The organism is Hominisplanchenecus faecis (genome assembly GCF_020687205.1).
GTDB classification, from domain to species: Bacteria; Bacillota; Clostridia; order Lachnospirales; family Lachnospiraceae; genus Hominisplanchenecus; species Hominisplanchenecus faecis.
Map to the genome: position 1 here is coordinate 106,293 of NZ_JAJEQE010000003.1, position 17,092 is coordinate 123,384.

General features: G+C 45.1%; 11 protein-coding genes. All 11 read left to right on the forward strand.

Annotated elements, in window-relative coordinates; genetic code table 11:
* Positions 1–220 precede the first annotated feature (220 nt).
* The 11 genes from LKD42_RS02000 to larE all read left to right on the forward strand — a co-directional run bounded on the left by LKD42_RS02000 (position 221) and on the right by larE (position 16,595).
* On the forward strand, positions 221–3,013 hold the full coding sequence (locus LKD42_RS02000) for a two-component system response regulator (RefSeq protein WP_248834650.1): 2,793 nt from the start codon (positions 221–223) through the stop codon (positions 3,011–3,013).
* Between the two features lie 540 nt (positions 3,014–3,553).
* Positions 3,554–5,008 (forward strand): aminotransferase class I/II-fold pyridoxal phosphate-dependent enzyme, encoded by a 1,455-nt coding sequence (locus tag LKD42_RS02005; protein ID WP_248834651.1) that lies wholly within the window; start codon positions 3,554–3,556, stop codon positions 5,006–5,008.
* Between the two features lie 22 nt (positions 5,009–5,030).
* Positions 5,031–5,894, forward strand: a complete 864-nt coding sequence (gene speE / locus LKD42_RS02010) for a polyamine aminopropyltransferase (RefSeq protein ID WP_022119838.1) — start codon at positions 5,031–5,033, stop codon at positions 5,892–5,894.
* Between the two features lie 27 nt (positions 5,895–5,921).
* Positions 5,922–7,181, forward strand: coding sequence for a saccharopine dehydrogenase family protein (locus tag LKD42_RS02015; RefSeq protein ID WP_248834652.1), 1,260 nt, complete (start codon positions 5,922–5,924; stop codon positions 7,179–7,181).
* Positions 7,178–8,326: a carboxynorspermidine decarboxylase gene (gene nspC, locus LKD42_RS02020; RefSeq protein ID WP_248834653.1), complete on the forward strand. Its 1,149-nt coding sequence runs from the start codon at positions 7,178–7,180 to the stop codon at positions 8,324–8,326. Before LKD42_RS02015 ends, nspC begins: the two co-directional genes overlap by 4 nt.
* A 62-nt stretch (positions 8,327–8,388) precedes the next feature.
* Positions 8,389–9,552 (forward strand): agmatine deiminase, encoded by a 1,164-nt coding sequence (gene aguA / locus LKD42_RS02025; RefSeq protein WP_248834654.1) that lies wholly within the window; start codon positions 8,389–8,391, stop codon positions 9,550–9,552.
* The gene (gene aguB, locus LKD42_RS02030) at positions 9,549–10,430 is read left to right on the forward strand and encodes an N-carbamoylputrescine amidase (protein WP_248834655.1); all 882 of its coding nucleotides are present in this window, start codon (positions 9,549–9,551) and stop codon (positions 10,428–10,430) included. Before aguA ends, aguB begins: the two co-directional genes overlap by 4 nt.
* A gap of 83 nt (positions 10,431–10,513) precedes the next feature.
* Complete coding sequence (locus LKD42_RS02035; protein WP_248834656.1) at positions 10,514–11,665, forward strand: exonuclease SbcCD subunit D; 1,152 nt, start codon at positions 10,514–10,516, stop codon at positions 11,663–11,665.
* A gap of 1 nt (position 11,666) precedes the next feature.
* Positions 11,667–14,858: an SbcC/MukB-like Walker B domain-containing protein gene (locus LKD42_RS02040; protein ID WP_248834657.1), complete on the forward strand. Its 3,192-nt coding sequence runs from the start codon at positions 11,667–11,669 to the stop codon at positions 14,856–14,858.
* A gap of 152 nt (positions 14,859–15,010) precedes the next feature.
* Positions 15,011–15,712, forward strand: coding sequence for a hypothetical protein (locus LKD42_RS02045; protein WP_248834658.1), 702 nt, complete (start codon positions 15,011–15,013; stop codon positions 15,710–15,712).
* Positions 15,713–15,788: 76 nt separating this feature from the next.
* A complete protein-coding gene (gene larE, locus LKD42_RS02050) occupies positions 15,789–16,595 on the forward strand; it encodes an ATP-dependent sacrificial sulfur transferase LarE (protein ID WP_022119830.1) in 807 nt (268 codons plus the stop codon).
* Positions 16,596–17,092 lie beyond the last annotated feature (497 nt).

Here is a 17,092-nt window from a genome sequence, read left to right on the forward strand (position 1 = left end):
GAAAAGCGGAGATATAGCGAAGCGGATTGTGAATGTCCGATGTCCGCTTTACTAGATGACAGGAAAATTGTGATATCTTTTATATGGACATTGAAGAAGCGGGAACAGTTCGGGGGGGGGTGAACTGTTTTTTTTTTTTTTTGAAAAGTTTTGAAAAGACGTGGAAAATGTTCAGTACAGGGTATTCTTTTAAGAGGGAAAATGAAGAATGCAGAAAATTTTGATAGTAGATGATTCGGAAATAAACAGAGAGATCCTGGCAGCCATGCTTGAGAAAACATACGAGATCGATATGGCGAAAGACGGGCAGGAAGCGATCGAGATCCTGGAAAAGAAGTGGGAAACGTATCAGATCGTGCTGCTTGATCTGAATATGCCGGTGATAAATGGATATGAAGTTCTGAAGGTCATGGAAGAAAAGCAGTGGCTTGATTCACTGCCGGTTATCTGTATCTCGGCAGAAACATCGGAGGCAAGTATAGGAAAGGCGTACGAACTCGGAGCCACGGATTATTTTACGAGGCCGTTTGATACGGCAGTCGTACTGCGGCGTGTGCACAATACGATTGCACTGTATGCAAAAGCGTCCAGCAGTCTGCACGATGCGATGGAGATGTTATCCGGCATTTTTTATCGTATCATTAAAATCAATCTGAGTACGGATACCTATAGAACACTTAAAAATATTTCCGACGATTTCAGGAGTCCGCTGGATGGCATTAAGAGTATTTCGCAGAGACTGAGGCAGTACGGAGAAGAATATGTCCATGAGGAAGATCAGGAAGCTTTTTTGGAATTTTGTGATTCGGAAAATCTGCGTAAAAATTTCTCGGAAGAAGATACAGAGCGTATCAGTATGAGCTATCGCTGTCGGAATGGACAGGAATTTCGCTGGGTTTCCATGGAGATCATCAAGAGTACAGAGTACGCAAAAGATAACGAAGTCGTGGTTCTTTATCTTCGGGATATCAATACAGACTATCTGAAACAGCTGGATATGGTTCTGAGCAGGAGCAAAGGTTCTGTCGGTATGGTGAATGTCAATGTAACAGACGGAACCTGCAAATCCGGAAGCAGTTCTCTGAAAAACCTGGAGCTTCAGGAAGAGGATCGTACACTTGATCAGTATATAAACAGGATCAGCACTTCGATTCCACAGGAGGACGGGCGCAGAAGTTTTACAGAAAATTTCAGCAGAAAGCATATGCTGGATTCTTTCGAAAAAGGTCACACGGTCATTCAGGAAAATTATCCGGTATACAGCACAGAAAACCATCGTCCGCAGCTTTATCGCGTAACAGCAGAGATGGTTCGCAATTCTTTTTCCGGTCAGATAGAGGCTATTCTTTATTTTACAGATATCACAGGAAAATATCTGGCAGAAAAGATGCCGCAGATTTTGTATCAAAAAAATTATGAACAGATTGCAGTGATCGATTTAAGACGCCGGAAGATTGTAGCCATTGCGGAAACAGTTTTTGATTTTTCACAGTCACTGGAGCAAGAAATGGATTACGATCAGTATCAAAAAAAAGTCATGAAGTGCGTTGTTCCGGAAGAAGAAAAGGCACAGTTTGAAAATTACACGAATCTTGATAATATAAAAAGAGAGCTGGATCGGAAAGGTCGCTATTCTTTCAGTGTATATCAGCTGAACAGAAACGGTGAAAAAGCCCTGAATAATTACACATATCTTTATTTTGATCATTACTTTGACATCGTGGCTGTAGCAGTTGAAGATATTACGGAGCTGTCAGGACAGGATGCACTGACAGGCGGATATAACCGACAGGGATTTGTACAGAAGGCAGAACATATCCTGCAGAATGCAAATGAGGATGAGAATTATGCGATCCTGTTTTTCAATATTAAGAACTTTAAGGCAGTGAACGAACTTTTTGGAATTGATCTTGGTGATTTTATTCTGCGTGAGCTGTATGAAGATCTGAAAAATTCACAGCTTGATCCGGTTGTGATCGCCAGAGCAGAGGCTGACCATTTTGTGTGCCTTGTAAAACGGGAAAATCTGGATGAGAAATTTCTGCTAAAGCTCTGTACGAAGAAGATTTCCAGCTCCGGAAAGGCCATCCGTCTGTTCAGCCGTTGCGGTATTTTCTATGTAAAAGATAAAGAAATGTCCGTAAACATGATGATCGGGCGTGCGAAGCTGGCAAAGAAATATATCGAAGATGAGTATGTTCAGCCATATAAAGTATATGATTCTTCCATGCAGACTGCTTATATAGACAAAGCAGAGATTGCAGGAGAACTTGCAGAAGGCATTGCGAAAGGAGAACTTCAGGTTTATTATCAGCCGGTTGTGGATGTAAAGACCGGACAGATCGCTTCCGCAGAAGCCCTGATCCGCTGGCATCATTCCGAGAAAGGTTTCCTGTCGCCGGGCTTCTTTATACCGGCTCTGGAAGAGAGCGGTCACATCTCCGAACTGGATGATTATGTCATTCATCAGGTCAGCGATTTCCTGATGGATCGTTACCATGCAGGCAAGAATGTGGTTCCGGTTTCGGTCAATTTATCATGGATGGATTTCTATGATGAGAAGATTATGGAAGATATCCTTGATGAATGTAAAAACAATGATCTGGAAGAAAAACTGATCCGTCTGGAAGTTACTGAGACATCCTACGCTGCGATGGGTGAGAGCCGCAACAGTATTCTTGAATCCTTCCGTACAGAAGGTGTCAAGATCATGATGGATGACTTCGGAACCGGTTATTCTTCGTTTGGTATGCTTCAGCAGTACAATTTCGATATTATGAAGATTGACATGAGTTTCATCCGCCAGATAGAGACAAATCCAAAGACGAAAAGTATGTTACGATTCCTGATCGATATGGCACATGAGATGGGCATTTATATCGTTGCAGAAGGCGTTGAGACAGAAGTTCAGGCAGATTTTCTGAAGAAGAGCCACTGTGATTATATCCAGGGATATTATTATTACCGTCCGATCCCACAGGAAGAGTTTCGAAAACTTCTTGATGAGATGTAAAGATTTTTTAACTTGCAATTCAAAAATTGCCATGCTATACTTGAAATGATATTAGGGTCAGAAGACCTTTTGACTCTGGAATCTAATACATGAAGCAGAAATGATTTTCATGCAAATATTTGCCCACCAAGTGATTGGTTAAGCCCATACGGACAGGCGGGGCAGCTGCCGATTGCGGTGAGAGACCGCATTATTGATTTAGTTAAAAGCTAAATTTTATAAGTCTTTTGTTTGGGAATACAGCGTCCCAGAATAAAACATCACTTGTGAAATGGTCAATAAAGAGTAGGATTAGCAAATATTTGCTGGCGAGAGTGCCAACGACAGACTCTGGAAATAGTTTTTGCGGATGTAAGATAAATACATAAAGTAAAGCTATCATAAGACGTTTAAAGACAGGTGAGGATTTCACCTGTTTTTTTTATGCGGATATATTTATCGTATGCTATGATGCCAGGGAGTGCAACGCACAGAACAATCCGTAGGCATTATAGTTGGGGACTTTTGACACCCACATCATGCTATGATTGGAGAAAAAGAATGAATCGAAACAAACAGATGCATGCTCCGGTTTATGAGGCACTGGAGCGTTTAAAAAGAAGAAGAGTTGTGCCGTTTGATGTACCGGGACATAAACGCGGAAGAGGAAATCCGGAACTTGCGGATCTTCTGGGAGAAAAATGTGTCAGCCTGGATGTCAATTCCATGAAGCCGCTGGATAACCTCTGTCATCCTGTTTCTGTGATCAAGGAAGCAGAAGAACTGGCAGCGGAAGCATTTCGTGCGGATCATGCCTTTTTTATGGTTGGCGGAACAACTTCTTCCGTGCAGGGAATGGTGCTTTCCTGCTGCAAGGCAGGTGACAAGATCATTCTGCCGCGAAATGTACATAAAAGCGTGATCAATGCACTGGTATTGTGCGGTGCGGTTCCGGTGTATGTAAATCCGGAAGTGGATACAAAACTGGGGATATCACTCGGAATGCAGGTTTCTGAGGTGGAAAGGGCGATCCGTGAGAATCCGGATGCATCCGCAGTTCTTGTAAACAATCCGACCTACTATGGGATCTGTTCGGATCTGCGTGCGATCGTTAAAGTGGCACATGAACATAATATGCTGGTGCTGGTTGATGAAGCACATGGCACGCATCTGTATTTTGGCAGTGATCTTCCGGTCTGTGCCATGGATGCCGGGGCAGATATGGCTTCGGTGTCCATGCATAAATCCGGCGGAAGCCTGACACAGAGTTCTCTGCTTCTTACCGGAAAAAATGTAAACTGGGAATATGTAAGTCAGATTATAAATCTGACACAGACAACAAGTGCTTCCTATCTGCTGATCTCCAGTCTGGATATTTCCAGGAGAAATCTGGCACTGCGCGGACGGGAGTCTTTTGATAAAGTGAGCCGCATGGCAGAATATGCAAGAGAAGAGATCAATTCAATCGGCGGTTTTTATGCTTACGGTAAAGATATGATAAACGGCGGAAGCGTCTATGATTTTGATGTGACAAAACTTTCCGTGTATACAAGAGATATCGGGCTTGCCGGCATTGAGGTTTATGACCTGCTGCGTGATGAGTATGACATCCAGATCGAGCTTGGAGATATCGCAAATATCCTGGCGTATATTTCCATTGGTGACCGTATCCAGGATATCGAGCGGCTGGTGGGGGCACTGGCGGATATCAAGCGGCTTTATGCAAAAGATCCGGAAAAAATGCCGGGAGCCGAGTACATCAGGCCGACCGTTCTGGTATCTCCGCAGACTGCTTTTTATGCAGAAAAGAAAGCAGTTCCGATCCGGGAGACAAAAGGCATGATCTGCAGTGAATTTGTGATGTGCTATCCGCCGGGGATCCCAATCCTTGCACCGGGAGAGCTGATTACGCAGGAGATCATTGATTATATTATTTACGCAAAAGAAAAGGGCTGTTCCATGCAGGGAATGCAGGATACAGAGATAGAATATTTATATGTGCTGAGCGAAAAATAAAAGCAAATGGGAGGGGAAAAGGATGGAGCTTTGGTTTTCAGATTACCAGACAGAAAAAGTAAAAGTTTCGGTAAAAGTCCAGAAACAGCTTTTTGGTCTGCAGACGGAATTTCAACGTATTGATGTGTTTGATTCCGATGAATTTGGCCGTTTTTTAAGTGCAGACGGAAGCATTGTATTTTCAGAAAAAGATGAGTTTATTTATGATGAGATGATCGTTCATGTGCCGATGGCAGTTCATCCATGTGTGAAAAATGTCCTGGTGATCGGCGGCGGGGACGGCGGTGTGGCAAGAGAGCTGAGCCATTATGAAGAAATCGAAAAAATTGATGTGGTCGAGCCGGACCGCGTTTTTGTTGAAGTCTGTAAAGAATTTTTCCCGGACAATGCCTGCGGACTGGCAGATAAAAGAGTCAGTGTTTATTATGAGGACGGACTGAAATTTCTGCGTCTGCGTCATAATGAATATGATCTGATCATCAATGATGCGATTGATCCGCTCGGACATAATGCCGGACTCTTTACCAAAGAATTTTACGGGAACTGTTACCGTGCACTAAAAGAAGACGGCATCATGGTCTATCAGCACGGAAGTCCGTTTTATGATGAAGACGAAGAATCCTGCCGGGTGATGCACCGGAAGGCAAGCCACAGTTTCCCGATCAGCCGTGTCTATCAGGCACACATCCCGACCTGTTCATCCGGGTACTGGCTGTTTGGGTTTGCATCAAAAAAATATCATCCGCTGGAACACCTGAATGCAAAACGCTGGAAAGAGCGGAAGATAGAAACTTGGTACTACACGACCAATCTTCATAAGGGGGCATTTATGCTTCCAAAATATGTAGAAGATATGCTGGAAGAAGAGGAAGGTCGTAAAAAATAAAAAGCAAAAAGAAAAGGAGATTGTACTATGGGAAGATTACTGATCATTGGATGCGGAGGAGTTGCAGGAGTTGCGATCCACAAATGCTGTCAGAACAGCAAAACATTTTCTGAGATCTGTATTGCCAGCAGAACAAAGGCAAAGTGCGATGCACTGAAAGAAAAACTGGAGAATACAACGGAAACAAAAATCACAACAGCACAGGTGGATGCCGATAAGGTGGAAGAACTGATCGCACTGATCCAGTCTTATCAGCCGGATGCTGTTTTAAATGTGGCACTTCCGTACCAGGATCTGACGATCATGGATGCGTGTCTGGCATGCAAGGTGGATTATATTGATACCGCCAATTATGAGCCGGAAGATACCGACGATAAACAGTGGCGTGAAATTTACGAGAAACGCTGCAAAGAGGCCGGATTTACCGCATATTTTGACTATTCCTGGCAGTGGGCTTATCAGGAAAAATTTAAAGAAGCAGGCATCACGGCACTTCTCGGAAGCGGCTTTGATCCGGGTGTCACCAGTGTCTTTACAGCCTATGCACTGAAACATTATTTTGATGAGATCGAGACGATCGATATTCTGGACTGCAACGGAGGAGATCATGGCTATCCGTTTGCCACCAACTTTAACCCGGAGATCAATCTGCGGGAAGTGTCCGCAAACGGTTCTTACTGGGAGAATGGCCACTGGGTAGAGACAGAGCCAATGGAAATCAAAAGAGAATATAATTTCCCGCAGGTCGGCGAAAAAGATATGTATCTGCTTCATCATGAAGAAATCGAATCTCTGGCAAAAAATGTTCCGGGCGTAAAACGTATCCGTTTCTTTATGACCTTTGGACAGAGCTATCTGACGCACATGAAATGTCTGGAAAATGTAGGCATGCTTTCCACTTCACCGATTCTGTTTGAAGGAAAAGAGATTGTGCCGATTCAGTTTCTGAAGGCACTGCTTCCAGATCCGGCTTCCCTTGGACCGCGTACCGTCGGAAAGACAAACATTGGCTGTATTTTTACCGGAAAGAAAGACGGAAAAGAAAAGACCATTTATATCTACAATGTATGTAATCATCAGGAGTGTTATAAAGAAGTCGGATCTCAGGCGATTTCCTACACAACCGGAGTGCCGGCGATGATCGGGGCAGCACTTGTTGTGGATAAAGTATGGGACAAAGACGGTGTGTTCAACATTGAAGAATTTGATCCGGATCCGTTTATGGATATGCTGAATCAGTACGGACTGCCGTGGGTTGTGGATGAAAATCCGCAGACTGTAGAATGATGTGGAAAGATCTGCCGACACCGTGCTATGTTGTGGATGAAGGCAAAATCAGAAAAAATCTGGAGATTCTTGCGAATCTTGAGCAGGAGTGCGGCTGTCACATCCTGCTCGCTCAGAAAGCATTTTCCATGTACAGCCTGTATCCGATGATCGGTCAGTATATCAGCGGAACAACAGCGAGCGGACTGTATGAGGCAAGACTTGGATATGAAGAGATGGGAAAAGAAAATCATGTCTTTGCACCGGCATACAAAGAAAAAGATATGGAAGAACTGGTGCAGATCTGCGACCATATCATCTTCAATTCCTTTGCACAGTATGAGAAATATAAAGAAATGTGCCGGGAAAGTGCAAAGGTGAGAAAAGATAAAAAAGCAGTCAGTGTCGGCATCCGCATCAATCCGCAGTGCTCCACGCAGGAAGGGCATGAGATCTATGATCCTTGTGGCTATGCTTCCAGACTTGGTGTGACAGAAGAACAGTTCCGGGAAGATCTGCTGGAGGGTGTGGAAGGACTTCATTTCCACACGCTGTGCGAACAGAATGCAGATGATCTTGTAACGACTTTTCAGGCATTTGAAAAGAAATTCGGGAAATATCTGTACCGGATGAAATGGCTGAATATGGGCGGAGGTCATCATATCACAAGGGAAAATTATCAGATGGAAACTCTGAAAAAACTGATCCGTTATATCAGAGAAACCTATCCGGTGGAAGTTTATCTGGAGCCTGGCGAAGCGATTGCTTTAAATGCCGGTTATCTTGTGACAGAAGTGATGGACATCGTGCACAACGATATGGACATTCTGATTCTCGATGCATCGGCAGCCTGCCATATGCCGGATGTGCTGGAGATGCCGTACCGCCCGCCGCTTGCAAAAGGATTTGAAGCAGGGGAAAAACAGTACACGTATCGCCTCTCTTCGATGACCTGTCTTGCCGGGGATGTGATCGGGGACTACAGTTTTGAGCAGCCGATCCGTATCGGGGATCAACTGGTCTTTGAAGATATGGCGATCTATTCCATGGTAAAAAACAATACCTTTAACGGAATGCCGCTTCCGGGAATCGCACTTTTAAAAGAAGACGGAAGTGTGGAAATGGTAAGAGAATTTGGCTATGACGATTTTAAAATGCGTCTGTAATTTAAACCGAACGCATATGAGACTTGCAAGCGACAGCACCGTAGATTCTGAAGGAGGATACGATGGAATACAACAGAACAACACCGTCTGCGGACGGATATTATATGCCGGCAGAGTATGAGCCGCATAAAGGCTGCATCATGATCTGGCCGCAGCGGCCGGGTTCCTGGAAAAAGAATGCAAAAGATGCCGAACAGGCTTTTTGTGCAGTTATGGAAGAGATCACAAAAAGTGAGCCAGTGTATCTGGCTGCCGGAAAAAAGGTTCTTGCACGGGCAGAGGCATTTGCCGCACAGCAGAAAGAAAAATATAGAGAAGCCATCGCATGCGGAAGACATTTTCCGGTGACCGTCTTTGAGGCAGAAACGGATGATGCCTGGGCAAGAGATATGGCACCGACGTTTGTAAAAAAGGGAGGCAGCGTTCGTGCAGTAAACTGGTCTTTCAATGCCTGGGGCGGAACGGTGGATGGGCTGTATGCATCCTGGAAGCTGGATGATGCGTTTGCCCTGGATTTCGCCAAAAGAGAAGGATATTTCTGCTACGATGCGGCACCTTTTGTGCTGGAGGGCGGTTCCATCCACAGTGATGGGGAAGGGACAGTCATGGTGACGGAAGCCTGTCTGCTCAGCAAAGGCAGGAATCCGCAGCTTTCAAAAGAACAGATTGAGGAGAAACTGAAAGCATATCTGGGTGCGGAGAAAGTGCTCTGGCTGCCAAGGGGCATTTACCTGGATGAGACAAACGAGCATGTAGATAATGTATGTGCTTTTGTCGGTCCGGCTGAGGTGGTGCTGGCGTGGACGGATGATCCGAAAGATCCGCAGTACCCGTTATCACTGGAGACACTTCAGTATCTGGAATTACAGACCGATGCGAAAGGCAGAAAGATCATCGTACATAAACTTCCGATCCCGGATGTGCCGGTCTGCGTTACGCCGGAAGATCTGGAAGGGTATGTGTTTGAAGAAGGAGAAGATACAAGAGAAGTGGGCGAACGCCTTGCGGCATCTTATGTAAACTTCTATTTTTCAAACGGGGCAGTTATCATGCCGGCTTTTGGCGGAAAAAATGCAGAAAGTGATCAGCGGGCAGCAGAGATCTTGCACAGCATATGTCCGCAGAGAGAGATCCTACCGGTGTATGCAAGAGATATTCTCACCGGAGGCGGAAACATCCACTGTATTACGCAGCAGATACCACAGGGAAAGGCAGAAAAGGAATGAGAAAAGTAAAAACAGCGGCGATCCAGATGCAGTGCAGCACAGAGCTGCAGGAAAATCTGGAAAAAGCAGAAAAGAAAATCAGAGAAGCGGCAGCAGAAGGAGCAAATATTATTTTACTGCCGGAACTTTTTGAACGGGAATATTTCTGTCAGCAGAGACGGTATGATTTTTATCATTATGCAAAACCGGCAGAAGAAAACGAAGCAGTACAGATGGGAGTGCGTCTGGCAAAAGAACTTGGAGTCGTGCTTCCGATCAGCTTTTATGAAAAAGAAGTCAACAATCTTTACAATTCGATCGCATGCATCGATGCGGACGGAACGATTCTTGGGATTTATCGTAAAACACATATTCCGGATGACCACTATTATCAGGAAAAATTTTATTTTACGCCGGGCGATACCGGATTTCGCATCTTTGAGACCAGATATGGAAAGATCGGCATCGGAATCTGCTGGGATCAGTGGTTTCCGGAGAGTGCCAGATGCATGGCACTTCAGGGTGCAGAACTTCTGTTTTATCCGACTGCCATCGGTTCGGAGCCAATCCTGGAATGTGACAGCATGCCGCACTGGAGGCGTTGTATGCAGGGCCATGCAGCAGCCAATCTGATGCCGGTGATCGCAGCAAACCGTATTGGAAAAGAGGTGGTAGAGCCGGATACGGAAAATGGAGGTCAGAAGTCTGTACTGACTTTTTATGGTTCTTCCTTCCTGACCGATGAAACAGGCGAACTGAAAAAAACAGCTTCCAGAGATCAGGAAGAGATCCTGATCGGAGAATACGATCTGGATGAGCTGGCAACAAAGCGTCTTGAATGGGGACTGTTCCGTGACCGCAGACCGGAAATGTACAGGATCATTGCAGGACAAAAATAGAAGAAAGAAGACGGATTTGTTGCTTAACATATACAGAAGAAGAGTTTTCTCCAACTAAGATAAGATTTACGAGGGGTGAGCAGATGAAATTTTTTCATTTATCCGATCTGCATATCGGACTGAAACTGATCGAACGCGATCTGCGGGAAGACCAGGAATATATTTTTGAACAGATCATCCGGCTGGCAAAAGAGCAGCAGCCGGATGCGATGGTGATCGCAGGGGATATTTATGACAAAGCGGTTCCGTCTGCGGAGGCAGTGGAGATTTTTGACAGCTTTATGAAAAATCTTTCCGAAGAAATGCCGCAGATGCCGGTGATGATCATCAGCGGCAATCATGACAGTGCCGCCAGGCTGAACTGTTTTCGCAGTATTTTGTCCAGGCAGAATGTCTATATGATCGGCACGCCGCCGACTACAGAAGAGGAACATATCGAAAAAGTGACACTGCAGGATGCTTATGGTGATCTGCATTTTTATCTGCTTCCGTTTGTGAAACCGTCGATGGTAAGAGAGATCGTGGGAACGCGGGAGGACGGAACACAGCATTCCTACGACGAGGCACTGCATCTTCTGATCGAAAGAGAAAATATCGATACAAAGGAGCGAAATGTGCTGGTCAGCCATCAGTTTTATCTTCCATCCGACCGACAGGCGGAGGACGTAGAGCGCATGGATTCCGAGATTCGCACGGTCGGAAATATCGATGAGATCTCAGCAGATGTGCTGGAAGTGTTTGATTATGCGGCACTTGGACATATCCACAAACCGATGAAAGTGGGAAGCGAATATTATTGTTACTGCGGAACACCGCTTGCCTGTTCGGTCAGTGAAGCCGGACAGAAAAAAGGCATTGTGATGGTGACGATGAAAGAAAAAGGAAATATTTCCACGGAAGTGCTTCCGCTTACGCCGCTTCGTCAGGTGCGTGTGATAAAGGGAGAATTTCAGGAGGTGCTTTCGCAGGCATGCGAAGATTATGTCACGGTTGTGCTCACAGACAAAGAAGATCTCGATGTGATCGACCTCAAAGACCGTCTGCGAAATGCATTTCCATATCTGCTTGAGATCCGCAGAGAGAGGGAGCGGAGAGCAGAGTACAAAAGACAGAGCAGAAAGATCGAAGAACTGGACCCGTTTGAACTTTGCTGTTCGTTTCTCGGGGAACATATGGATGAGGAAGAACGTGAGATGCTTCTGGATGTGATCAGCAGTGTACAGGGGGTGAAATAAGATGCGGCCGTTAAAACTTGTGATGCAGGCGTTTGGTTCCTATGGAAACCGAACCGAGATTGATTTTGAAAAACCGGATCAGAATTTATTCCTGATCACCGGAAATACCGGCTCCGGAAAAACAACGATTTTTGATGCGATTGTGTTTGCTCTCTACGGAGAAGCCAGCTCCAATGCAAATAAGAAAAACGGTGCGGAACTTCAGAGTCAGTTTGTGGAGATCGGGACGGAGCCGTTTGTCTCCCTGACTTTTTCTGAGAAAAACGGAACTGAGATCGATCTTTATACCGTGAAACGCATTCCGCGTCATGTACGTCCGCTGAAACGCGGCAGCGGCGAAAAAATGGTCAGTGAGGAAGTTTCACTTACCATGCCGGACGGCAGCGAATATCCGGCAAAAGAGACGGATGCGAAACTGATGGAGATTGTCGGACTGACAAAAGAGCAGTTTATGCAGGTTGCGATGATCGCTCAGGGAGAATTCATGGAACTTCTGCGTGCAAAATCAGATGATAAAAAAATGATCTTCCGCAAGCTGTTTCACACCGGTCTGTACGAGGAGATCAAAAATGAATTTGCCGTACGCAAAAAAGAAAAACAGGCAGAGATCGATCAGATCCGCATGCGGTGTATTGCCGAGATCAGCCGCACAGAACTTCCAGAAGGTCTGGAACAGACGGCATTTTTAAAAGAAAAGAAAAAAGAACTGGAAAAATCAAAAGATTTTTCGGTAACGGTCATGGAGCAGTTTCTGGAAAAGCTGGAACTTCTGTGTATGGAACTTTCAAAGCAGACAAAAGAAGCAAAAAAGATCACACAGGAGCGAAGCCGGGAGCGTGACCGTGCAAGGGATGCTGCTGCGAAAGCTTCTCAGCTTCTGAAATTTTTTGTACAGCTGGAAGATGCAGAAAAAACCTTGCAGAGCTTAAAAGAGCAGGAAGAAGCGATCACAAAACAGCAGGAACTGGCGGTTCGGGTCGAAGACGCCTGGGAGGTACAGGCAGTTTATCAGCGGCTTTTGGACTGCAAGAAAATGCTGGAAAAATTGAGATCAGATCTTCAGGAACAGACAGAACAGCTTCCGAACCTTATGGAAGATACAAAACTCTGTATACAGAATACAAAAGATGCAAAACATCAGCAGGAAGAAGAAGTTGCGGCTTTTACCAAAGTGGAAGAAAAAGTGAAAAAAGCCATGGAAGTCTTTACAAAAATGGAAGCTGCCGGGCAGGATGTGATTCAAAAAGAAAAAGCGGTCCAAAACGCAGAAGAAAAAGAGCGAGCACTCAAAGCAAAAAAAGAGCAACTTGAAAAACAGCAGGAAGCGTGGCGGGAACGCTCACAGCAGCTTGCACAGTCGGAGAAAAATCTTGCTTTATGGCAGGCAAAACAGAAAGATTTCGGCTTGCTGGAAACGGAATTTTCCAGAGCAGAACAAACGGAGAAAGAATACAAAACACAAAAGCAGACGACAGAAAAAAGACGTCTTGCCTATCGGGCGGCCAGCCTGGAATTTGAAGAAAAAAATGCCGTTTACGAGCAGAAACGAAAGATCTTTTTAAATGCTCAGGCAGGTTTTCTGGCACAGGAGTTAAAGGAGGGGTGCCCGTGTCCGGTCTGCGGTTCCACGGAGCATCCTTCTCCGTGTAAGCTTGAAAAAGAACACCAGAATCTGACAAAAGAGATGATTAAGGAGCTGGCCCTTCAGGCAGAACAGCTGCGGGGAAAACAGGAACAGGCGGCAGCGGCGGCAGAAGCCGCAGGGAGCCTTCTGGAAGAAAAACAGAAAAATGCCGGGGAAAGTTTTGAACATCTCCGCAGCAGGGCAAAAGAAGTTCTGGATTTAGAAGAAATACGTGCAGACTTTCTGGAGCAGATGAAAGGTGAATTTTTACACCAGAGTAAAAAAATGGAAGCAGAAGGCAGACAGTTTCAAAAAGAAGTGAACGAGTATCAGATGCTTCTTTCTGCCCTTACAAAAGCAGAAAAGCAGAAAGAGCAATTTCAGGAGCAGCTTGAGCAGTCCGCAAAAGAAACAGCAGATGCCAAAACCGCTCTGGAGCGAAGCCGTGTGATGCTGGAGAGCCTGGAAGGATCAAAAGATTACCAGAATCAGCAGGAAGCACAGGCGGCGTATGCAAAAGCAGATACCGCCAAAAAGGAAAAAGATGTACTTGTCATGCGGGCAGAGGAGAGACTGCAAAAAGCACAGGAACAGGAAAACCGGGCACAGACCTTAATTGCAAAGTATAAAAAAGAAATCCCTCAGCAGATGGAAGAGCAAAAGATCCGACAGCAGGCTTACCGGGAAATTCTGGAAGAAAAACATTTTCCGGAAACGGCCTGGATGGAACTGACCGGAACTTACACCAAAACGCAGGTACAGAAATGGAAACAGGATGCACAGAACCACGGCAGACAGAAAGCGGCAGCCGAAAGCCTGATAAATTCTGCCAGGGCAGCGATCGGCGAACAGCCAAAACCAGTCCTGGAAGAACTGGAAAAAACCAGTGAAGCAGCAGAAGCGGCGTGGAAAGAAAGTCAGCGTGTTCTGGAACAATGGCAGGAAATCTGGCGGATCGATCAGAAAGTCTGCCAGGCATTAAAACCGCAGATGGAAGAACGCAGTGAAGTGATGCATCAGTATGAGAAAATAAACGGACTGTATCAGCTTCTGTCCGGAAACAGGAAAAACTCCAGAATGGATATCGAAACATATGTACAAAGGCATTATCTGGAGCAGATCCTGGAAGCGGCAAACCAGAGATTTCAGGACATGTCCGCAGGACAGTTTGAACTGCGGATGTGCGATATTGACAAAGCCGGAACAGGCAAAAACAGAGGTCTGGATCTGATGGTTTATTCTGCTGTGACCGGAAAAGTCCGTGAAGTGCGAACGCTCTCCGGTGGCGAGTCCTTTATGGCGGCACTTTCCCTGGCACTTGGCATGGCAGATCAGATCCAGGAAAGTTCCGCAGCGATCAACCTTGATATGATGTTCATCGACGAAGGCTTTGGATCACTGGATGAACATTCCAGAGATCAGGCAGTAAAAGTCCTCCAGAACATGGCAGAAGGAGAGAAACTGATCGGTATTATTTCGCATGTGACGGAACTGAAGCAGGAGATCGAAGATCAGCTGATCGTGACCAAAGACGATCAGGGAAGCCATACCCGCTGGCAGATCAGTTAAATCGGATGCAGGTATCAAAAGATATCAGAGGTACTCTCGTATGGCGTCTTTTGACCCAAACATCATGATATGAGTATGGAGAAAGGAGGGGACAGGACATACAAAACAAAAAGAAAAAGACAGAAGCGATCGTTGTTGACAAACGTCCGACAATGGCTGAATGGCCGGTTCGAATCTGGGCGATGGAAGAAATACCGGAAATTTTTGATCTGGAAGCAAGAAAGTCCATGAAAGGAACTTTTAACCAGTATCACATGGTATATTCGCCAATTCGCCGCACGGCACCGGATTCTTTTGAATATATGTTCGGGTACGGCGAAGGGGAAATTTTTTATCTCAAAAATGAAAAAAATAAAGTTCGCAGGACCGTTCTGAAATGTAGTCAGATAGAGGAGATTTACACACAGAGAGAATTGCTCAATGCAAACATTATCGTGAAATATAAAGCAGATTTACAGGACAGGGAACTGGCAACACTGGAATTTCCTTACATTCCATCGGTATATTATCTTTATGATCCGTTTCTGAACCGGATGCTTGGTCTGGATCAGGAATTTGTGCCTGCACTTGCAGAGCAGGAACATCCACGTCCGGAAAAACTGTACAAAGAAAGCCCGGTTATGTACAATTATGTGCTGGCAGCTTACCGACTGGGAGACTGTATCGGAGATTATAAATATACCTCAGAACAGCACCGCCACAAGTGGATGCCGTGGAAAAAGGTACTGGAAGAGTGGCTGGAAGTTTCGATGAGCAGAGGAACTTTTACACTGCACAGCCTGGAATATCTGACCGAGTGCGGTTATCTGGAACTGAGGAATAAAAATGCAGCGGTACAGCTCAAGAAACAGTGAAAAGAATTGTACAGGAACCTCACGGTTTCAGGCTTTTGCTCTTGGCATTATAATTAATTATAAGGAAAAAACAAATATGAATAAAAAATTAGAAGCATTACAGGAATATTTAAAAGAACTCGGAAGCGTGGCAATCGCATTTTCGAGCGGTGTGGATTCCACCTTTCTTCTGAAAGTGGCACACGATGTGCTGGGAGATCAGGTAATCGCAGTGACGGCACAGTCCTGCTCTTTTCCGAAACGTGAGCTGGAAGAAGCGAAAGCATTCTGCAAAAAAGAAGGCATCAAACATATTATCTGCGAGTCAGAAGAATTACAGATCGAAGGATTTTCCCATAATCCGAAGAACCGCTGTTATCTTTGCAAACATGAACTGTTTGAAAAAATCGGAAATATTGCAAAGGAAAACAATATCAAATATGTTGCAGAAGGTTCCAATATGGATGACAACGGCGATTATCGCCCGGGACTGCAGGCAGTGGCAGAACTTCATGTAAAAAGTCCGCTTCGCCACGTAGAGCTGACAAAACAGGAGATCCGTGATCTTTCAAAAGAAATGGGACTTCCGACCTGGGACAAACAATCCTTTGCTTGTCTTTCCTCACGTTTCGTTTACGGAGAAGAGATCACAGAGAGCAAACTTTCCATGGTAGACCAGGCAGAACAGCTGCTTCTGGACATGGGGTTCCATCAGCTGCGTGTCCGCATCCACGGACAGATGGCAAGGATCGAAGTGATGCCGTCCGAATTTTTGAAACTGATGGAAGATGCAAACAGAGAAAAGATTGTTTCTGAATTCAAGAAAATCGGTTTCAGCTATGTGACCCTGGATCTTCAGGGATACCGCATGGGAAGCATGAACGAAACGATCAAAACAGATTAAAATTTATCGTTGATTTCCTGGCAGGTGTAAAGAACTGAAATGCCGCACATTTTAAAATAGTGTTTGCAAAAGAATAGTAGTGCATGTGCAAATGAACGAATTCCCCGAAGGGCACGTAAAAGTGCCTTCTTGGGAATTCGTTCATTTTGCACATTGCTGTACATTTTTGAACAGCCGTAGTTTTTAAAAACACTTCATATCATATTTTACACGCTGGCAGGAAACAGCCTTCCACACCGCCAGTGTACGCAAACAGGTTTTAGAACCAAAGCCTTCCGCATCAACTTTCTTGTGTACAAAACAAAAAAGACAGAGGCACAGTGACGGAAATTTACTACCGTTACAGTGTCTCTGTTTTTTCGTGTTTTGTAATTTGGCCTGAAAGGACTGTTCCGCTTAGGAGACTCCGGGCAGACCAGAAGCTTTTGGCAATGTGCAGACGAACTGCATTGTAAAACATGGTGCGTAAAATAATACAGCCATGATGAATTCGAAAA